19 protein-coding genes and 2 pseudogenes are annotated in these 18,675 nt (G+C 56.6%); 14 read left to right on the top strand and 7 right to left on the bottom strand.

Features of this window, described 5'->3' with window-relative positions; all coding sequences use genetic code 11:
• The first annotated feature begins 617 nt into the window (after positions 1 to 617).
• From EN781_RS00950 to EN781_RS00970, 5 genes and pseudogenes are all read left to right on the top strand, one after another.
• Positions 618 to 2,003 (top strand): recombinase family protein, encoded by a 1,386-nt coding sequence (locus tag EN781_RS00950; protein ID WP_127399696.1) that lies wholly within the window; start codon positions 618 to 620, stop codon positions 2,001 to 2,003.
• Positions 2,000 to 3,210, top strand: a pseudogene (locus EN781_RS00955) (HipA domain-containing protein). Before EN781_RS00950 ends, EN781_RS00955 begins: the two are co-directional and overlap by 4 nt.
• Before the next feature lie 268 nt (positions 3,211 to 3,478).
• Complete coding sequence (locus tag EN781_RS00960) at positions 3,479 to 3,946, top strand: hypothetical protein (protein WP_127399697.1); 468 nt, start codon at positions 3,479 to 3,481, stop codon at positions 3,944 to 3,946.
• Between the two features lie 116 nt (positions 3,947 to 4,062).
• Positions 4,063 to 4,791 (top strand): thermonuclease family protein, encoded by a 729-nt coding sequence (locus tag EN781_RS00965; RefSeq protein ID WP_245492523.1) that lies wholly within the window; start codon positions 4,063 to 4,065, stop codon positions 4,789 to 4,791.
• Between the two features lie 22 nt (positions 4,792 to 4,813).
• On the top strand, positions 4,814 to 5,701 hold the full coding sequence (locus tag EN781_RS00970; protein WP_127399699.1) for a three-Cys-motif partner protein TcmP: 888 nt from the start codon (positions 4,814 to 4,816) through the stop codon (positions 5,699 to 5,701).
• Here the strand turns inward: EN781_RS00970 and EN781_RS00975 are convergent.
• From EN781_RS00975 to EN781_RS00990, 4 genes are all read right to left on the bottom strand, one after another.
• Positions 5,685 to 6,431: a DUF5131 family protein gene (locus EN781_RS00975; RefSeq protein ID WP_127399700.1), complete on the bottom strand. Its 747-nt coding sequence runs from the start codon at positions 6,429 to 6,431 to the stop codon at positions 5,685 to 5,687. The two genes, EN781_RS00970 and EN781_RS00975, sit on opposite strands and share 17 nt — an antisense overlap.
• A 111-nt stretch (positions 6,432 to 6,542) precedes the next feature.
• On the bottom strand, positions 6,543 to 7,268 hold the full coding sequence (locus tag EN781_RS00980; RefSeq protein ID WP_127399701.1) for a recombinase family protein: 726 nt from the start codon (positions 7,266 to 7,268) through the stop codon (positions 6,543 to 6,545).
• 57 nt (positions 7,269 to 7,325) lie between these two features.
• The gene (locus EN781_RS00985) at positions 7,326 to 7,976 is read right to left on the bottom strand and encodes an HNH endonuclease signature motif containing protein (RefSeq protein ID WP_189347237.1); all 651 of its coding nucleotides are present in this window, start codon (positions 7,974 to 7,976) and stop codon (positions 7,326 to 7,328) included.
• A 66-nt stretch (positions 7,977 to 8,042) separates the two neighbouring features.
• The gene (locus EN781_RS00990; protein WP_127399703.1) at positions 8,043 to 8,300 is read right to left on the bottom strand and encodes a hypothetical protein; all 258 of its coding nucleotides are present in this window, start codon (positions 8,298 to 8,300) and stop codon (positions 8,043 to 8,045) included.
• Between the two features lie 432 nt (positions 8,301 to 8,732).
• Here EN781_RS00990 and EN781_RS00995 point away from each other — a divergent pair, with 432 nt between their 5' ends.
• The 8 genes from EN781_RS00995 (at position 8,733) to EN781_RS35755 (ending at position 16,198) form a co-directional block, all read left to right on the top strand.
• Positions 8,733 to 9,494 (top strand): hypothetical protein, encoded by a 762-nt coding sequence (locus EN781_RS00995; RefSeq protein ID WP_127399704.1) that lies wholly within the window; start codon positions 8,733 to 8,735, stop codon positions 9,492 to 9,494.
• Between the two features lie 139 nt (positions 9,495 to 9,633).
• A complete protein-coding gene (locus EN781_RS01000; RefSeq protein WP_145965431.1) occupies positions 9,634 to 10,140 on the top strand; it encodes a hypothetical protein in 507 nt (168 codons plus the stop codon).
• Between the two features lie 183 nt (positions 10,141 to 10,323).
• Positions 10,324 to 10,692, top strand: a complete 369-nt coding sequence (locus EN781_RS01005; RefSeq protein ID WP_127399706.1) for a hypothetical protein — start codon at positions 10,324 to 10,326, stop codon at positions 10,690 to 10,692.
• Between the two features lie 452 nt (positions 10,693 to 11,144).
• Positions 11,145 to 11,822 carry a VWA domain-containing protein gene (locus tag EN781_RS01015; protein WP_127399708.1) on the top strand — a complete coding sequence of 226 codons (678 nt, stop codon included), beginning with the start codon at positions 11,145 to 11,147 and terminating at the stop codon, positions 11,820 to 11,822.
• Between the two features lie 3 nt (positions 11,823 to 11,825).
• Positions 11,826 to 12,569 (top strand): PP2C family serine/threonine-protein phosphatase, encoded by a 744-nt coding sequence (locus EN781_RS01020; protein ID WP_127399709.1) that lies wholly within the window; start codon positions 11,826 to 11,828, stop codon positions 12,567 to 12,569.
• A complete protein-coding gene (locus tag EN781_RS01025; protein ID WP_127399710.1) occupies positions 12,566 to 14,764 on the top strand; it encodes a topoisomerase DNA-binding C4 zinc finger domain-containing protein in 2,199 nt (732 codons plus the stop codon). The genes EN781_RS01020 and EN781_RS01025 overlap by 4 nt, the downstream gene beginning before the upstream one ends.
• A 43-nt stretch (positions 14,765 to 14,807) precedes the next feature.
• Complete coding sequence (locus EN781_RS01030) at positions 14,808 to 15,773, top strand: hypothetical protein (protein WP_127399711.1); 966 nt, start codon at positions 14,808 to 14,810, stop codon at positions 15,771 to 15,773.
• 296 nt (positions 15,774 to 16,069) lie between these two features.
• Positions 16,070 to 16,198, top strand: a complete 129-nt coding sequence (locus EN781_RS35755) for a hypothetical protein (protein ID WP_281034352.1) — start codon at positions 16,070 to 16,072, stop codon at positions 16,196 to 16,198.
• Between the two features lie 71 nt (positions 16,199 to 16,269).
• On the opposite strand, the gene EN781_RS01035 is transcribed toward EN781_RS35755, so the two are convergent.
• The 3 genes from EN781_RS01035 to EN781_RS01045 form a co-directional block, all read right to left on the bottom strand.
• Complete coding sequence (locus EN781_RS01035) at positions 16,270 to 16,785, bottom strand: phospholipase D family protein (RefSeq protein ID WP_127399712.1); 516 nt, start codon at positions 16,783 to 16,785, stop codon at positions 16,270 to 16,272.
• A gap of 16 nt (positions 16,786 to 16,801) precedes the next feature.
• The gene (locus EN781_RS01040; protein WP_245492524.1) at positions 16,802 to 17,335 is read right to left on the bottom strand and encodes a hypothetical protein; all 534 of its coding nucleotides are present in this window, start codon (positions 17,333 to 17,335) and stop codon (positions 16,802 to 16,804) included.
• A 175-nt stretch (positions 17,336 to 17,510) separates the two neighbouring features.
• Entirely contained in the window at positions 17,511 to 18,143 is a 633-nt protein-coding gene (locus EN781_RS01045) for a hypothetical protein (protein WP_127399713.1), read from the bottom strand.
• Between the two features lie 226 nt (positions 18,144 to 18,369).
• Here EN781_RS01045 and EN781_RS01050 point away from each other — a divergent pair.
• A pseudogene (locus EN781_RS01050) lies at positions 18,370 to 18,675 on the top strand (magnesium chelatase domain-containing protein); the annotation flags it as partial.

The following is an 18,675-nucleotide window of genomic DNA, read 5'->3' on the forward strand; positions in this document are numbered from 1 at the left end:
CCTGCACTCAAATGGTCCATCGCGTATCCAATGCGATGCCGCAGCAGAAGCCTTTGTTCGCTTCAAGAAGTGCCGGGAGGATGCGAGAATGAAGGCGCCTTCTCCGAGCATCAAGTCGAGCATTGGAGCGCCGATCCCTTTACCGCAAAAGGCTAGCCGAGCAAAAAGCCCGCCGGCCGAAGCCAGCGGGCAAGGAGATGGTCACGACCCCAGAGCCGCCAAGGTCGAGCCGCAACCATGCTCGCACGGCAGGAGGTATCCCGCGCCAACAAATGTTAGACGATAGCCTGCTGACAGCTGTAGGCATGCGCCACGAACGCCTTGTTCGAGTTCGCCGCCAAAGGCCCGCGCCACGGAGGACGTGGACGCGGGCCGGCTGGATGTGCCCACCAGCCTGCGCCAGCAGCACCTGACGCTCAAACTCAAATCGTTCGAAGTCACTAATGTTCCGCGCGTCGGTGAGGACTTACACCCGCCGAAGGCAATCAGAGGCCTCCTTCGACCGGCAACGGGTAGGCAGGAAAAACATCCACTCTAGTTTCATTGGATTAATCAGGCGGTCGATATAAGATCCCACTCTCGAAACGCTTATTAGCGTCACAGGGGGAGGCACTATAGTGACCAATGTTACGACAGAGCTTCGCATTCCTGCCGCACAATACATTCGGATGTCAACCGATCATCAGCGTTATTCTCTCGAAAACCAAATGGCTGCTATTGCAGAATTTGCCAAAATACGGGGATTCGCCATTGTCCAGACCTATACCGACGCCGGTAGAAGTGGCTTGAGTTTGAAAGGCAGGGATGGCCTCAAGCAGTTGCTGAGCGATGTGGTGACTGGCCAACGCATCTACTCGGCGATCTTGGTTCTGGACGTCAGCCGCTGGGGTCGGTTTCAGGATACGGACCAATCAGCCCACTATGAGTTTCTTTGTCGAGAGGCCGGGGTTGCCGTGGAATATTGCGGTGAGCCTTTCGAGAACGACGGCAGCATGGTTTCGATGATCGTCAAGAACCTGAAGCGAGTCATGGCTGGCGAGTACAGCCGCGAACTGTCGGAGAAGGTTTCCAGGGCACAGAAACAGCAGGCTCGTCTAGGCTTTAGGCAGGGCGGCCAGATACCCTACGGCATAAGACGCCTTCTGGTCAGCAAAGATAGACAGCCCCGATTTATCCTGGGTTTGGGCGAACAGAAGGGCCTGAGTACCGATCGGGTTGTCTTCGTGCCCGGCCCAATCGACGAAATCCGTACCGTCCGGCGAATTTTCCGCATGTTCGTTGGGCGAAACCAGAGCATGTCAAGCATCGCCCGGGAACTGAACCACAAGGACATCCCTTCCACCAACGGTGGGACCTGGACGATGGCACGCGTCAGAACTGTCCTTACGAGCGAATTGATGGTCGGCTACTACGTGTACAACAGAAAAACAAAGCGAATGAGAGGGCCGGCTAAGCGAAATCCTCCAGACCTGTGGATCAGAACACGAGTAATGGAAGCAATCGTCGGGGCAAGGCAGTTCGCAAGAGCCCAACAGCAGATGGGACGCCGAACCGGCTACGCCTTCTCCAAACAAGACATGATCGATCGGCTTGAACGGCTCTTAAGAGAAAAGGGGAAGCTGTCGTCGGCCATCATTGATTACTGTCGGTACACGCCTTGTTGCAGAACGTATGCCGAGCATTTTGGTGGTCTTCGAGCTGCGTATGCAACAGTCGGATATGAGTGCCGCTGGCGTGTGCCTAAGCGCAGGCGCAACTACTCCGATGATCAGCTCCTGGATGGCATCCGGCGGTTACACGCTACGTTCGGTTACGTCACCCTTGCGCTGATCGAGGCAGACCCAGACCTTCCTACACGCCAGATGTTCGCCCAGCGATTTGGCTCGATGATCAGAGCCTATGGGTTGGCAGGTTTCCCGACCACCAAACGGGAAGCGATCTCGGCAGCGCAGAAAAGGGCTGCTTCGTGGCGTAAAAAGGGGGGCGCGGAAATACGTCAATGACCAGCACCAGGATACAGTCGCTCGACGTACTCCTAGGCGGGCGCAAAATTGGCAACATTGTCCGCAGCCCAGCCCATGCGCTGAGCTTCGAACAGGACTATCGCGCAAGAGGCGGGTCCCCAATTCTCAGCCTTTCATTTCGGTCGCCTACTGGCGAACTCGGGCGAGACCCGAAGCCCCTCGCGGGCATCCTTCCTGCGTTCTTCGCCAATCTCCTGCCGGAGGGCAAGCTGCGGGAGGCCATGGAGAACCATCACGAAGCCGGCATAAGGCGACACAACGACTTTGATCTTTTGGCAGTCCTTGCCGCCGATATGTCCGGAGCGGTGCAAGTCTTGCCCGGTGATGGCGCACTCTCGAACGAAAAACCCAAAGCTCGCTTCTCGCTGGCCGGCGTGCAGATGAAGCTCTCCGTTATCAAGGAGGGAGGCGGTGGCTTGACGCTACCGATTGACGGCGAACCGGGCCTTTACATCGCAAAATTCCCACCAGCGACGTTCCCGGGGTGTCAGAGAATGAATACGCCAACCTAGCTCTTGCGGCTGCCATAGGGATGGATGTTCCTGACCACGAGTTGGTCGAGAGGTCCGCCCTGGAGAATATTCCCGAGGCACTCAACATCCATTCCGTGGGCCCGCTTCTTTTGGTTAAACGCTTTGATCGAGGCGCAGACGGCCAAAGGATCCACATTGAGGACTTCGCTCAAGTGTTTGGCGTCCAACCCTCGCGCAAATATGAGGGCGCTGCCTTTCATCACATCGCGGCTACCTTGAACGAGGCTGTGTCCAGTGAGGCGGCTCTCGAATTCGTTCGTCGCTTGGCCTTTGCGGCTCTGACAGGGAATGGCGATATGCATTTGAAAAACTGGTCACTAATCTATCCGGGAGATGGCGGCAGACCCGCCCTCGCTCCGGTGTATGATGTGCTTTCCACGGTGCCCTACATCCCCACCGACGCCATGGCTCTTTCGCTTGGTCGCGAGCGAGCGTTCAAGGCGCTCACGGCATCGCGGTGGAAAGCTTTCGCAAACCGAGCAAGTCTGCCAGAGGCCGCCGTCTTAAACACGGTCGTCGAGACAGTCGCGCTGGCCAATGAAAGATGGTGGCCCCTACCTGAGCGCAAAATGGTCCCGCGGGAGGTGCTTACAAGCATCGACAGGCACATGAAGATAATGACACCGATCCTAAGCACTCGCGATCCAGCTTGATGCACAGGGCCACCTCCGTCTGATTTCGACCCCTACGCCAAATGCCGGCAAGGGGGCGCTGCGCTGACAATCGCTCAATAGCACCTCGACCAGTCGTAGCCGTTTCGGGAGAAAGCGCGGGCGCCGGCCTAGTCGAAGGGTTAGCTGAGTTCGGAAGCCATCGTATTTGGTCTCATGGAGCCAGTAGGTGCAGGGCAAAGCTGAAAACAAAGTTGTAGACACGCCCCATAGATTCCCCCAAATATTTGCCGGGGTGGGGGATCATTCAATGAAGGCGAAGGCATTTCTTGCGGCCGCGGCCGTGTTCATCAGCGGGTGCTCAACAAACACAAATGTTTCCGACAGCGAGCTGACGGCGCAGAATACCACAGGGCTTTGTCATGCGCTCGCTAGCAGCACCAACGAACAATATCGAAATCGAGTTACGGCGCTTCTAGTTCGGCGCGGTGCAACGGCCGAGAAATGCACCAGGCTGATACAGACGGACAACGCTGTCGCGACCGGCATTGCCGTTGCGGGTGTTGCAGCGGCCGCCGGCGCAGCAGCAAAGAATGGCGGTGGCGACTACTATGTTCCGCGGCCGCAGGTCTATGGCGTCGCCTGGGATCAATTCTACGGCCCGAACTACAGCGTGATTTGGCGGTGCCCGGACATGTCCACCGGGCAGTTCGTCTACGACTACTACTGCGCTGGCATGCCCATGATCGACTCCACGTGGCCCGGCTGGTCTGCGTAGGCGCGACGATGGACAGATCCCGCTACGACAATCGATCTGACCAATGGCGCAAGCGCACTGGCGCGAAACGCTCACGCGCCCTCCGGTGGGCTAGCGTACCGCGACGGCTGGTCTTCGTGACCGTCGGCGCGGCCGCTGCTTTAGCCGCGCTGACCGCCATGAAGCACGCCGACAGCTTGGATGAATTCAGTCTGCAGAGCTTGATCAGGCCTAAGCAACCGGAGCCGATCACAGGCGTCGCCTCCGTCATCGACGGCGATACGATCGAAGTCCATGGGCAGCGGATCCGCTTCAATGGCATCGACGCACCGGAGAGCAAGCAGTATTGCGATGATGCAAAGGGCTTCGAATACCCGTGCGGCGGGCGATCGGCGGAAGCACTGGATAACTTCCTGGCGGCTTCGCGGCCGGTGCAGTGCACGTTCGTAACCTGGGATCGCTATCACCGCTTCGTCGGTGACTGCCGGCGCGCCGACGGCGCCAGCGTGGCGGCGTGGATGGTCGAGCACGGCCAGGCTCTCGATTGGCCCCGGTACAGCCACGGCGCCTATGCGCCACTGCAGGCGAAGGCGGAAGCGGCTAAGGTCGGCATTTGGGTTGGCAACTTCCATGCGCCTTGGGATTGGCGCGTGTCTCACCCTGACGGGGCAGCGCCGTCGAGCCGGCCGCTCGGCATCGTCAGTCGCAGGGCGGTCGCGCAGGGCAGCAGCTATTCGTGCCAGCCTCGGCGATACTGCTCGCAAATCAGTTCGTGCGACGAAGCCCAATGGTATCTGCACAACTGCTCGTGGGGCCGGAAGCTGGATCGGGATGGCGACGGCTTGGCGTGCGAGAAGCTTTGTTGAGACCTTAGGCTGGGGTTGGCAAATGGCAGCAGATGACCACGAGTTCGGCGGTCAACACACCGACATCAAGCTTGAGATTGTCGAAAAATATCTCCAGCGCTATTCCGCCGCGCTGCATACTTGGTGCGATGCCGTTTGGTATATCGATGCGTTTGCAGGAACCGGCAGTCGCACGGTGCGCGTCAAAGCCAAAGAGGGCGACTTATTCGAGGAGCCAGCGCCCGAATATGTAGAACAGCGCAGAGGCTCTGCGAAGATCGCCCTCGACATCGACCCCCCGTTCGACCGCCTCGTTTTCATGGATGCGAAGCCAAAACACATTGCAGCGCTGAAAGCGCTGAAGGCATCGTACCCAGGCCGGGACATCGACGTGGTCCGTGGGGACGCCAATGATCTCATCCAGAAAGAGATCAAGTGGGACGGGTGGAAGAAAACTCGCGCGGTAATGTTCCTCGACCCCTACGGCATGGAAGTCGAGTGGGACACGCTTCGGCTTATTGCCGACACCAAAGCGATTGACGTCTGGTACCTGTTTTCGTTGTCTGGACTTTACCGACAAGCGGCGCGGGACATGAGCAAGATCGATGCGACGAAGGAACGTGCGTTGACCAGGATGCTAGGGACGGACGCGTGGAAATCGGAACTCTATTCTCCAATACCGCCGGCGATTGATTTGCTAGGCAGTCTTGAGAGAGAGGACGTCAGGCAGCGCGCAGCCGACGTCGCCGGCTTAGAGCGATACGTTCGAGATCGCCTTGCGCAGATCTTCCCCAAGGTTCTCGACCCTTGGCCGCTTCCGCCTAAGGAGCGGCCGCAGCGGTTTTCATTGTTTTGCGCGATATCGAATCCGTCACCTAAGGCGATCAGACTGGCGGAAGACTTCGGCCGGTCTATCATGCGCTCAAGGTAGGCATCTCGTCGTAGGTGCGCCCATTCAACACGCGGCCTGCGGCTTTCTTGTTCTTGCCGCCCCATTGCTTGAAGAAGAATGCCGTGCCAACGCCGCGGCACATGCGCTCTATCTCGTCGACCCACATCGGATTCATAAACCGAGCCCCAGGCCCGCTTTCGCCACCGACGATCGCCCAATGTATGTCGCGTAGGTTGGCACCGGCAACGCTACCGATCAGCGGCTCGAACGAGATGAACCGAACAGCAGCAGGCACGATACGAAGCTCGTCGACCCGATGCAGGACGTGACTGTTCTCAACGCTGGTGCCAAGCCAGACATTCGGAAGTCTCGGAAGGCCAGGAACGATCTCGACCATTCGATCGGGTCGCTTGGTTAGGATCTGATACGTGTGGCGCGGCGTCTTGGACATCACCTTCCAGACATCGGCGATAAAGTGGGCAGGCACGTCTTGGTGAAAGAGATCGGACATCGAGTTGACGAACACCAGCCGCGGCTTAGACCAGGTCGCCGGGATCGACAATGCATTACGATCAAGGAAAATCTTGCCAGTCCATTTTGCCCGGCCCCCGGTCTTCCGCGTGAGCCCAGCATACTTGTCGACGCCCATCGCCTCGAGCCGCGCTGCCATCCGCATCGCATAGCAATTCGTGCAGCCAGCAGTCAGGATCGTGCATCCCGCGACAGGGTTCCAAGTTGCGTCAGTCCATTCGATAGATGTCTCGGCCATTTGATGGTTCTCCAGCAGGAGAATGGTTAATGGATGGCAATTGACACTTCGTTAGCGGCTTTACGTGGGACGGAACTGTCGGACGGCGCCTTTGGGAGACCGCTTGTCCGCTTAACCGTTTGATTTTTCTGGCGCGCCCGACACGATTCGAACTTGTGAACTCTGTCTTCGGGGAGCCTTTGCCGAGCGTTCAGGCAGGATGCCACGAGCTTGAGAGAGCACCGCAACCAGGTTCTTAGCTGTCTGGGGGTAAAATCGGTTGCCATTGACGGTGGCGAGACCCGCCTCGTTTAGGCTGCGCGCGAGTTCCGAATATGACATCAATTGCCATCGTTTAGGCAGCACATCGCGGATTCGGTCCGCAAAATCAGACGCCTTAGCCCTGTTTGCCATTGCCAGAGCACTCCCATTTCTACCAAGCACGGCGCCTCTGCGCTTGGCCTGGGCTAGCGCTGCTTTCGTCCGTTCTGAAATCAGCCGACGCTCCTCCTGGGCAAGGGCTGCAAAGATGTGCAGCTGAAAGTCTGTCGCGTTCGGCATCTCGACAATAACGAGGCGAACACCCTTCTCCATCATCGCCGATATGAAGCTTACACGCCTCGAAAATCGGTCCAGGCGGGCGATTAGCAGGGAAGCTGTGGCCTTTTTCGCGGCGTTTATCGCTTTTGCCAGTTCAATTCGTCGATCGTTCCTGCCTGATTCCACCTCAACGAATTCTCCGACCAGTTCGCCATGAGTTCCGGCAAATTGCCGGACCATCTGCTGCTGAGCCTCTAATCCCAGCCCGGATCGAGCCTGTTTTTTGGTCGAAACGCGGTAGTAGCCGACGTATTTCATGGGAGAGGGCGTCAGCTATCACGCTCATAGGATCAACGGTGCCGGGGCGTAAATCTTTCAGCCCTGGCGGATAGTAGCTGCTGCACGCTCCTGGGCGCTCTGTCGATGTAGTCGGAGGTATTTGGCATGATCCTTTGTAAGCATGGACACTCGACAGGTTTCGAGATTAGCAAGGCCTGCTCGCTCCAACTGCTCCGGTGATAGGTTCCCGGAGTTTATCCACGTTCCGTCGTCCGCAAGGCTGATCAATCCTTTGTCGAAAGCTGCATCGAACGCAGGCGAGAGAAGCAGGCCATTGAACTTGTCCAACTTTTCGACATCACTCGCCGCCGACCAGGGGTGAATGTGAGAGGCCACCAGCAGATCAGGGATGTCTAAGCCTGTGGCGCAACACTTGCTGCCCCACAGATCTAAGAGATCTTTGCGAAATTGCCCTTGGCCAACACGCGCCTGGATTATTGCTTGGCGAGTGGTCGGAGTTGGCGAATTCGGCTCCGGGGGAGCGTCAGCATCAACCGGGTTTCCGATGCCGGTTTGTAGCCATCCGGGCTTTTCAATATCGAGGATAGAAGCAATGCGCTCGAAAAGCGCGACGCCATCGATGTCGCGGATTTGTGTGAGGTAGATTTGCGCTCCCCTACCGGTACCGTCAGTTTGGTTCAAGAGAGGGCTATACTTGACCCGCTCCAAAAACAGACCAGCGGTCAAGTCACTCCGATCTCTAGGATGACCGAACAGGATAAACGTGGTCGGGAGCAGCCAACCCCGGTCATATCATTTGCCATCTGGAAATCCCGCGGGCTTCGGGCTGTCGGATATCGCCATCTGGCGAGCGACGCCAAGTCCCTCGATCCGCCCGTCTCGCGCCAGGACGATGAACTCGCCTTGACGCACTTGTTCGATGATAGCCCAGTGCCAGGCGGGAGCATCAAGAGTTCCGTCCTTGGCAACTGTCTTGTTGGGACACCACAACGCTTCCGCCGCCTGTTGCTCAGCGAACCGCTCGCCCAGATTGACCCACCAAATGCTCATGAACCCCTCCCCAAGCTGCGGCATTACATGCGTATCTCATCGCCCTCATTCGCGACAATCGCATTTTGCGCGGTATGAGCCACGAAGTTCGGGAGCAGGCGTCAAACATAAACGCTGGTCTATGTTTTAAGGGCTCCTCCCGAAATGCGCTCCGAGACAACGGCGCCTAAGTCCCTGGAGGAGAAGCTGACGTGAGTTGGTGCACGCTGGCCTGGGTCGCTGACAACATTAGTCAGCAGCATATCAGCGGATTGAAACGGCGCTCCGCAACTCAAGGTTTGAGACAGCATACAGACTCGCGCAGGCTCTCGGTGTCAGCCATGTCAACTTGGTGAAACCCGACAGGGACGTCGGCGACTCAGGCGACTGACCTTGCGAATCGGACTCGGAGGCACTTATCGTCGGGCTATCGCTAGGGATACTGAGGGCAACATGAGTAATGGTGACGAAAAGGTCTGCGCGACCGTGCGGGATGCGTTGACAGCGCACAAAATGGACTTTCACGAAGGCGACATCCAGCACGCCACGAAGTTTACTGTAAAGTCGGGCGCACAGGCGGCATCTATCAACGTTTACAATAGTGGAAAACTGCACGTAGAGGGAAAGCTAGGCGACCTCAAAACGTGGCTTGAGCAGTTAAAAGAGAGCATTGAGAAGGGCAATGGTGGCCCTGTTGCCTTACTCCCAGCAGAAATCGAGAAGTTTCCTCAAACTCTTCGTGATCGCGTTCCGGAATGTGATGATGTTATACTGTGGTTCTTCCAAGAATCGCTCCGCTGCTACAAGGCCGAAAGCGTGGCGGGTGCCGCTTTCATGCTGGGCGCCGCCAGCGAAAAAGCCATCCTTCTGCTAATCGAAACATATGCAGCGGCTATTGCCAATGAGGCGCATCGGAACAGTTTTTTGTCACGTGTAAATAATAGAATGATATCCAAGAAGTACGATGAGTTTAAGGCTTCCTACGCTGGCTCTAAAAATAAGCCAAACGATCAAGTACTTGCCCAGGATCTGACGCAATTGCTCGACGGCGCCTTTAATTTCTATCGTCATACTCGAAATGCCGTCGGTCACCCTCAGATAGTGCCGGATTTGGAGAAGGGAGTTATTCTCGCAAACCTGGGGCAGTTTATTATTTACGTCGACCGCATCTACATGTTGATGCGTCACTTCCAGAAGAACGGAGTAATTGTGTGAAGAGGGTCGGGCAACGAAGGATCGGTAGCCCATTAAATTATCAAGCTGCAAGAATTAATTGTCAAATGGCGTTAAGAAGCCGATGAGAATCGCCTCCTTGGGTTGGGGGTCCTTGATTTGGGACCATCGAGATTTGCCAGTGTCTGGCAAGTGGCAAACGGACGGCCCGACACTGCCGATAGAGTTTGCGCGCGAATCGAGCCGAAAGCGCTTAACGCTAGTGATCGCCGACGTTTCCGAGACAGTGGCATCCCTGTGGGTGCTGCTGGAGGTCGATAGTTTGGACGCTGCAAAAGAAGCCTTGGCATTACGGGAGGGCATAAAGGAAGGGAACATCCAGTATTCAGTTGGGTGGTGGCGGAAAGCCGATGGAGCGTCCAACGGGCGTGGCGCGGCGGCTATCGCTGCATGGGCTCCGGCGCACAAGCTTGATGCAGTGGTGTGGACGAACCTGAAACCCGGACTTAAGGGCAGGTCCAACGTCGTGCCGGATTACGATGCGGTATTGGGGCACTTCCAAATGCTCATTGAACGGGGCGAACACGCTGATGCAGAAGAGTACGTCCGCAAGACACCCATACAGATCATGACGGGTTATCGCCAACGGTTGCAGGAGGATCTTGGCTGGACGGCTATCCAAACGTAGGCTTGCTGACTACCAGACCAAATAGCCGAATCTGGGAAAATGATGCGACAAGCTGGTTCCGTTCATCGCGACATAGGACCAGGGGCCCGTAAGTAGCTGCGCCGACCAGCACGCGCTGCACCCTGTCGTCGGAGACATATCAACAGCCAGAGAAATCTAGGCCCCGAAGGAATCGCCGGCAAGATGAGAGCTGTCGATGATTTGCACGTAGCCGAAGCCATGACGTTCCGCATAGCGAACGGCCCGATCTCGCGCCTCGTGGATAGGAACGTCAATTCCGACGACGATGCGGATTCGGCGCGGCGGATTGTCAGCGGAATCGACGGCATCAATGTCGGCAACAACTCCGCCGTGCCCCGATTTTACTCTCAGCTGCACCCTGCGTGTAACCCCGGAGGGCATACTGTGAGCCAGGATCACCCCATCGTTTCTCAGAGGCTTGCGCGCACCTTCCTGGGAACCCAGGATCCCCTTGATTTCTTCCGATCCTGGAAGACGCCGCAGGAACGGTATCGGCCGAAGTATCCAAGTACGGAATCCGGCAAGGCATAGCGACAACGAACAACAAATGCGTCAGCGACTGAAGGCGGTCTCAACAACGACGGATGGACTAAGAGTGCATTGGCGAAGGTACTAGTAAACCGGCCCCAATGATGGTTTTATATGGTACGCGGCAGGGGGAAAAGTCATGAAATTTGGTATGCGCAGACCTAGTTTGCGACGCGGCTTCGCGGCACGCACATCACCAAAACGCATCATCAAGACGAAGCTCGGCCTTCGCGCGCCAAGAGGTTGGGGCTGGCTTACAAGTCCGAAAAAGGCCGCCTACAACCGGGTCTACAATCGGACGACATTCTCGTTCTGGGGTCTATTGGCGAAGCTTTTTCACTGAACGCCCAACCAGGTGGGCAGCGATATCACCCGATGGTAGCCGCCCTCACGTGCTGACGCACAGTCGCCCATACTTTTGACAACCTAAAATATCTGGAAAGAAAGACTCAGGCATGACCGATCTTGAACAGACGCCATTTGGCGGCGCCGATCTCATAGAGAACACGGAACCGCGCTGTCCCTGCATTCTTCTTCTCGATAATTCCGGGTCCATGACCGGCGAACCGCTTCGGCAGCTAAACGAGGGCATCGCCGCATTCAAGCAAGCGCTGTCAGAAGACAGTCTCGCCGCCAAGCGCGTTGAAATCGCCATATTGAGCTTCGGGCCAGTACAAACCGTCTCGGAATTCGTGACGGTGGATGGCTTTTATCCGCCGCTTCTACAAGCTGCCGGAGCGACACCGCTAGGTGAAGCAGTTATGCACGGCCTTCAGATGCTTCGCGACCGCAAATCCGCGTACAAGGCCCACGGTACTCCCTACTATCGACCGTGGATATTTCTGATCACGGACGGCGCACCAACGGATTCCTGGCAGGCGGCCGCCCAAGCTGTTCATCAGGGCGAGGGCAAAAAGGAGTTCATGTTCTATGCCGTGGGTGTCGAGGGTGCCGACATGGGCGTCCTCCAACAAATATCGGTGCGTACGCCGCTTAAACTTAAGGGCCTGCAGTTCGCCGAGTTCTTTCGGTGGCTTTCAGCGTCACTCAGTTCCGTGTCGCAATCGAAACCGGGTGAGCAGGTTCCACTGCAAAACCCGGCAGCACCGGATGGATGGGCCGTCGCCGGGTGATCTGTGTCGAAGTGGAAATGGATTGCCGCCTCGAGGCGGGGGACATCACACGAGCGTTCGAACACCCATAGGCAAGACGCCTATCGCTGCTTCGAGTCGCGTTATGGCAGACTAATTGCCGCGGTTTCGGACGGAGCTGGCAGCGCGTCTCACAGCCGGTATGGAGCTGCCATCACCTGCCGGTTGCTCACCAACAGAGCGCGGGCACATGGAAAGGTGCCTAATCGAAATCTCTTCGAGGAATGGATCGACGAATTGCGAGATTCGATCGCTTCAACAGCTACACGCCACGGGCTACAAATGCGTGATTTCGCGGCGACGATGCTATTTGCAATGTCGGACGCTCGAAGTCTATTCGTCGCCCATGTTGGCGACGGAGCGATCGTTCGACAGGATGATCCGGGTGGGCAATGGGAATGCGTGTCCTGGCCAGAGTCTGGTGAGTACGCATCGACTACTTTCTTCGTGACAGACAACGCTGGGGTCCGGCTGCGCACATCGACCTTTGACAATCCCCCGCATGCAATCGCCTTGTTTTCAGATGGGATAGAGCGACTTGTCCTCGATTTTGCGAGCCAATCCGCACCATCCGGATTCTTTGACACCATGAGCGGAGCCATGAAAGACAGCGAACTGCCGGGAGCTCAACGCGTCCTCTCGCGCCAACTCCATTCCTACCTTGGGTCGCCGAAGATCAACGAGCGAACCGATGACGACAAGACGATGATCGTAGCAGTACGTCGATGACTGCACCCGTTATTCGAGTAGGAGGCCAACAGGTTCCACTTGGTCGCAGAATCGGCAAAGGTGGAGAGGGCGAAGTTTATCAGCTGGCTAATGATCCTACGAAGGCTGTGAAAGTCTATTTCCAGCCTGATCGGCTCCGCTTCGAAAAGATCAGCGCCATCGTCCAAGCTGGATTTGCATCCCGCACGAAGCTCATTTCGTTTCCGACCGAGATTGTAACCGACACGAAAGGCAAGTTCCTCGGGTTCACGATGAATCTTGTCAGTGCGTCGAAGCCGCTCCATGAACTCTACGCCCCCAAGGCCCGTAAGCAGAATTTTCCCGAGGCTGACTACCGATTTCTGGTGCGCTCCGCCAAGAATGCGGCCGCAGCAGTGGGGATTGTTCACAATGCCGGCTGTGTCGTAGGTGACATCAATCATTCCGGCTTCCTAATCTCCGATCGCGCTCTTGTCGCGATAATCGATGCCGACAGCTTCCAGGTCAGCCGTGACGGGACGAACCATCTTTGTCGGGTAGGTGTGCCGGAATACACGCCACCTGAACTTCAGGGAAAATCCCTCGACCAGATCGTACGAACCGTCAATCATGATGCGTTCGGCTTAGCGGTGGCGATCTTCCAGCTCCTGTTCTTGGGCAAACATCCTTTCGCCGGCCGCTATAGCGGCACTGACGAGATGCCGCTTGAACGGGCTATTGCCGAGGGGCGTTACGCATACTCCACCTTGCGTCAGACGGGCATGGCCCCACCTCCGCATGGCCCTGGTCCGTCGATGATGCCTAAGACGGTCGCCATGGCCTTCGAGCAAGCCTTTACGGCAGATCCAAACCGGATACGGCCGAGCGCTCGTGACTGGGTCACCCTAATAGGAACTATCGAAAGCTCTCTCGTGACCTGTCCCACCCACAAGGAGCATTTCTTTCCGAAGGATGCCGGATCTTGTCCTTGGTGCGCTATGGACAACCAATTCGGTACCGCGCTGTTTCCGCCGGTCTTCAGGGCAAGCACCGTGTCGCCAGCCGCGGTCGCCAATTTCGATCTCAATCAGATTTGGGCGGCGATCGAGGCCGTAGCCTTGCCGGATCCTCAGACCGTCATCCCGCTACTGCCTTACACAACGGCAATTTCAAGCAACGTTGGAAGGGAAGCGGTTCGCGCTCGCCGAACCAACAGGATATTGGGGGTGCTGATCATTGGCGCAGCCGTTGGCTTGGTTGTAGTCATCCCGGCGCTTTTTTGGATAGCCCTAGGGATGGCTGCCTTTGGCCTGAATAGGCTCGGTTCTAATCCGGAGGCATTCACACAGGTACAAAAGGCGTTAGATCGAGATCGCGGCCTTGTCACAGCCGAGCTAGAGGTCTTTCACCGCAATAGCGGTTCGATTGAGCCTTTCAAAATTAAGGCGGACTTGGAGCGAGCCAAGCAGGAATATCAGAACTTGGCGCAGCTACAGGCGAAGTGGCACAGCGAATATCAGGATAGCCGCCGCACGAAACAACTAAGTGACTATCTCGACAGATTCCGGGTCGATAAGGAGAGAATCCAGTCAATCAACCGAGGTCTGGCCCAGACGCTTGTCGCGTATGGTTACGAAACGGCTGCAGATATTGACCACAACGTCACAAGGGTTCCGGGGATCGGAGAAGTCCGCAGGCAGCGTCTCCTTGACTGGAAAAGGCGCCACGAAGCGCGGTTCGTGTTCAATCCAAATCCTACACCCATCGACCAAGCTGAGAGGCAAAAGATCGACCAAAAGGTCGCTCAGATGCGTAGTGACCTCCAGAAACGGCTGGTTTCAGGTGCCGACGCGCTGCGCGATGCGATTAGGCGCATAGAAACTTCAAAGAGTAACCCTCACGCGACTCTGGTGGAGGCCTATAGGCGATTCAAGGTCGCGGAGGCCGATGCAAATACGATCGGCATCACCGTGTCACCGCTCAATCTCGCGCCGCCTGACTCAATGTTTGCCAGCGCGCCGCGCTTCTCATCTCACGCGGCAAGGCCGGTGTCGCCGGTGGCGCCGACACCGCCGAGCCGGAACCCGTCGTCATCCGCCAGCCCGGGCCGAGTGACGTGTCCTAAATGCGGATCGCTCATGGTAAGCCGCCTTGCCCATAGGGGGCGCTATGCCGGCAAACGGTTCTGGGGATGCTCTCGATATCCTTCTTGTGACGGGATCAGAAACGCTCCCTGACGGTGCTGCCGTCGTCATGCCGACAAGACTGCGGAGAGGATGCATGTCAGGCACGGACAAGTCGAAGAACCATCATTGGTGGCCGGTCGGGCTGCAATCCTATTGGACCGACAAAGTTGGCGATGTCTCATGGATCGAACCGAGCGGAAAAAAAGGCCGCAAGCGAGCCGCAAATAGACAGATTGGGTTCAAAATTCACGGTCACACGCTCTTTAAGGGTACCTCTTGGGAACACAGATTTGAACGCGAGTTCGACATTGACAACGAGATTCATGACATCGTTATCGCACTAAGAAAGCTCAAACCTCTAGGATATTCACTCATCGATTACGTTCAATTGGTAAAGCTTAAGCTCAAAAAAGCAACTGATTGGCGCGATTACTGCAAATATTATGATTTGGATGAGAAAATTCATCGCGATCTTCTCCTGCTAATATATTCGCTTCTAATCCGAAGTCCGGCTAACCGTTCGCGCTTCGCGAGTTACCCGGAAATGCTCGGATTGCCGCCAAATGAAGAAATTGGCAAGATAAATATGTCACAAAGGTACAATATCGCGAAGAAATTGTGCAAAACTGGCTCCACTACAAACCAATACGTTGTTCTATTGCGTTCCCCCATAAAAAAGTTCATCTTTGGCGACGGAAGTCTAGATTGGTTGACCGGCGGGTTAGTTGCCAACAGGATAAGTGGTCGAGCTCTTATCTCGCTAACACCCTACCTCTGCGTGTATCTTTGCACGCCGATGGCTATGCGTTCCTCTCCGAATTGCGCGTCTCTTTTCGCCCCGCCTTGGATGGTGGATTGGGTCAACGAGATCACGCAGATTTATTCGCAGGATAAGCTCTTCTTCCTGGGAGAGCCGCCGACACTGACGGAAGCCTTCCGCGCTGCCAAATTTCTGGAACACAAGAAGAGGACCGACGCCTTGATTGAGATGCTAGACAAGGTCGCCGGCATCGAAACTCGACGGCGGCTTTTTGGCTTCGACGCCGTCCGACATGTGTAATTGACCTCCTAACGTCGAATCAAGCCTAGGTTAGGCGAGGCGAACTAGGAAGCCGCGATTTGATTTAATGGGACCGGCTACGAGCACGGGTTTTCAGCCAGCCCACGTCTGACTGCACGGGGCATCATCGGCAGGTTCAAGGCTAGGTCGTTGCAACAGACTAGAGCGGACGATGAAGCTATTGACGTATTTGCCTGACTGTCGTTGTGGAGGGCTCATGTCAATGACGAGGACGCAGCTCGCCTTCTGGTTGGCCAGGTTTCGAAGCATCGGATGCGCAATACCACTCGGTCTCGATGCAGGCGATTGCGGGACTTGAGCATAACGCGACGCCCTGGCTGATTTTGCAGATGCTGCATCCGTCGTTGAATTGTTGGCAGGCTGCGTTCTCCCGTATCTTCTCGGCAAGTGTGCCGCTGGCGTAAGCCTGTGGAGCGAAAAGCATAGAGACAGCAAGGATTACCAATGACACGTGCACAGTTGACCTCGGCATCTATTATCTGAAGGCTCTCGACACCCTCAGCCGGCTCTCCCAGTTTGCGAGGTATCGTTTGGCAATCGCTTGTGAATCGATGAATGTCACGTTTTCGGCGTTTCGAGACGCAGCCCCGGCTGTGTAGTTGTAAGAGCCGCCGATCACGAGATGCCCGTCAATAATGATTACCTTGTTGTGAGCGATAGCTGGCTGATAGTCGATCCAGACCGGAATGTTGAATGCCGATAAAAGGGTTGCTGCGGAATATTTTCGGTCATTCGTTTTGTCCAAGATTACCAGCACTTCAACGCCGCGCTGGGCCGCGCGTTGAAGGGCATGGATGATTGGGAGCGATCTGAAGCCATAAGCCTGCACACGGATGGCCTCTCGGGCTTTGTCGATCGCCTTTACGATTTCCGGTTCGCACTTCTGGGCAGGCGTAAAGCAAACGGTCACATCAGCCTGGGTGGCAATCGCCGGCATCGGTGCCACAGCCATATACCCGCCGACGACAACCAAAATCGCCCCCCAACGCATTCATTTCCCCCTGCGTTCAATTGTCAGTCTTTGCAGACAGAGGAGCTGCCGGAACTCGGCCCTGAACCTCTACGCCAATAGCTGAGTCTGCCTGTTGCGATCTGACAGGCAGCGCGATCAGCACCGTGGTCTTTACCGCCACCTCTTCAAGGGTGGCGGTAAGGCGGTTTATCTGCGAGGCGGTTGCTGCCAATTCCGGGCCGTAGCGGGTGACGAGATATTCCCGGTTTTGGCTGAGGGACTCAAGGTGTTTGGCGGTTTTCGCGCGAAGGCGTAGCCCAGCTGCGAGGGCTTGTTCCGTCCGTTCTGACAGATTGTGCTGCATTTTGCGGATCTGAGCTGGATTGTGCCCACGGTGTAGCAGAAGCGCGGTCAGATAGAGTTCAATCGCATGGATTGCCGTCAATCTGAACGGCGCTCGTGTGAGCGGCTTGCCGGGTCGCCCAAGCTGAAGGAGCAGGTATGCCGCCTTGCGGTATTCTTCCGCAAGCTCATGAACCTGCTGCGGGGATGCCAGTTCACCCGGATATTTGCGTTCTTCGATCGACATTTAGCGCAATGTAAGAAGCTACGAGGAATATTTCGTAAAGTATGGCGCCAGCTCCGAGTGCCACCACTGACGGTCTCGCCCTCGAAGGGCAACGTCACGTCGGATCACACGTGGCAATCCGTGAGGAAGTCGGCAAGTGCCGCCACTTCCTCGGCGAAGGTCTTGGGCAGGCAAGCTATCGGGAGCGCATGTAATTGATCAGCGTAGCAACCTTCTCCTGATGGTCCTGCGGTCGACGGAATGGTTTCACCCCCAGTGTTCCTTGCAACTCACTCGGGGGCATGAAAACGGGAGCCCCCATCTTCTCCCCGGTGGCACGTAGGGCTTGGCCTAGGCTGCTCGGGAACGGATCCACGAAATCATTGGTGGCGCTGAACAACGTATTGACCTTCTCGGGACTCTCCAGCCAATACCCACCGGGTGCCATTCGGCTTTTTCGAGGATGATAGAGGCTCAGCATGAGTATGTCCCATACCGCGCCATCGAACGAGACCGTCTCGAATACGTCCACGTTTTGGATGGCACCTAAACGGTGGCCAAAGATGCGGTGACCCGCCGAGGTTCTGAGACGGGATAAGTATGAGATTTCGCCAACCGGACCGTTAACAGGCACTGGATTTGTAAGCGTGCGACCAAACTCTCCAGTTGCACCGGCAATTTGATCCACAGATGCTCCGCCAATGACACGCTCGCGTATCGAAGGATGAAGCGTCTCGTTCTGAGTCGAGTCGTCCTGTATTAAGCGGAGCAGCTTTTCAAAAATTCTCTCTACGGCCGGTGGCGGTGCGCTTCTCCTGAACAGACCCATGGTTCCCCCTCAAGATTTTCGAACATCAATTTTGCCGCTAACGATCAGCACGTGATAGAGGATGACGTTCTTCAGGCTTCGTTCGACTTTATCATCGATAGCGGCCTTCTGGTTCCCAAACCACGCTCCCCGGAAAACTTGCCATGTGAGGTCACAACGAAAACCGGGTGACCGCCATGATCTGTCTTGTTCCATCAAGTAGCTTGGAAAATTAATCCGCCTTATGATGCAGATCGTCGGCCTGCCGGACAAGGCGGTGGCGGAAAGCCGCGAGCGGGTGCAGGCGGCGCTGCATGCGTCGGGCCTGTCGATGCCATCGAAGAAGGTGACAGTGAACCTCGCGCCGGCCGACCTGCCCAAGGAAGGCAGCCACTACGACCTGCCGATCGCGCTCGGCCTGATGGCGGCGCTCGGCGCCATCCCGGGCGATATGCTGGCCGGCTATGTCGTGCTCGGCGAATTGTCGCTCGACGGCACGATCGCGGCGGTCGCCGGCGCGCTGCCGGCGGCGATCGGCGCCAATGCCGAGAAC

It is taken from the genome of Mesorhizobium sp. M4A.F.Ca.ET.090.04.2.1 (assembly GCF_003999085.1).
Classification (GTDB): Bacteria; Pseudomonadota; Alphaproteobacteria; order Rhizobiales; family Rhizobiaceae; genus Mesorhizobium.

Excerpts from the sequence above, each read along its gene's own strand:
- EN781_RS00960 (WP_127399697.1), top strand. The coding sequence starts at position 3,479 with ATGAAGGCGAAGGCATTTCTTGCGGCCGCGGCCGTGTTCATCAGCGGG.
- EN781_RS00970 (WP_127399699.1), top strand. The coding sequence starts at position 4,814 with ATGGCAGCAGATGACCACGAGTTCGGCGGTCAACACACCGACATCAAG.
- EN781_RS00975 (WP_127399700.1), bottom strand. The coding sequence starts at position 6,431 with ATGGCCGAGACATCTATCGAATGGACTGACGCAACTTGGAACCCTGTC.
- EN781_RS00980 (WP_127399701.1), bottom strand. The coding sequence starts at position 7,268 with ATGAAATACGTCGGCTACTACCGCGTTTCGACCAAAAAACAGGCTCGA.
- EN781_RS00990 (WP_127399703.1), bottom strand. The coding sequence starts at position 8,300 with ATGAGCATTTGGTGGGTCAATCTGGGCGAGCGGTTCGCTGAGCAACAG.
- EN781_RS00995 (WP_127399704.1), top strand. The coding sequence starts at position 8,733 with ATGAGTAATGGTGACGAAAAGGTCTGCGCGACCGTGCGGGATGCGTTG.
- EN781_RS01005 (WP_127399706.1), top strand. The coding sequence starts at position 10,324 with ATGAGAGCTGTCGATGATTTGCACGTAGCCGAAGCCATGACGTTCCGC.
- EN781_RS01015 (WP_127399708.1), top strand. The coding sequence starts at position 11,145 with ATGACCGATCTTGAACAGACGCCATTTGGCGGCGCCGATCTCATAGAG.
- EN781_RS01025 (WP_127399710.1), top strand. The coding sequence starts at position 12,566 with ATGACTGCACCCGTTATTCGAGTAGGAGGCCAACAGGTTCCACTTGGT.
- EN781_RS01030 (WP_127399711.1), top strand. The coding sequence starts at position 14,808 with ATGTCAGGCACGGACAAGTCGAAGAACCATCATTGGTGGCCGGTCGGG.
- EN781_RS35755 (WP_281034352.1), top strand. The coding sequence starts at position 16,070 with ATGCAGGCGATTGCGGGACTTGAGCATAACGCGACGCCCTGGCTGATT.
- EN781_RS01035 (WP_127399712.1), bottom strand. The coding sequence starts at position 16,785 with ATGCGTTGGGGGGCGATTTTGGTTGTCGTCGGCGGGTATATGGCTGTG.
- EN781_RS01040 (WP_245492524.1), bottom strand. The coding sequence starts at position 17,335 with ATGTCGATCGAAGAACGCAAATATCCGGGTGAACTGGCATCCCCGCAG.
- EN781_RS01045 (WP_127399713.1), bottom strand. The coding sequence starts at position 18,143 with ATGGGTCTGTTCAGGAGAAGCGCACCGCCACCGGCCGTAGAGAGAATT.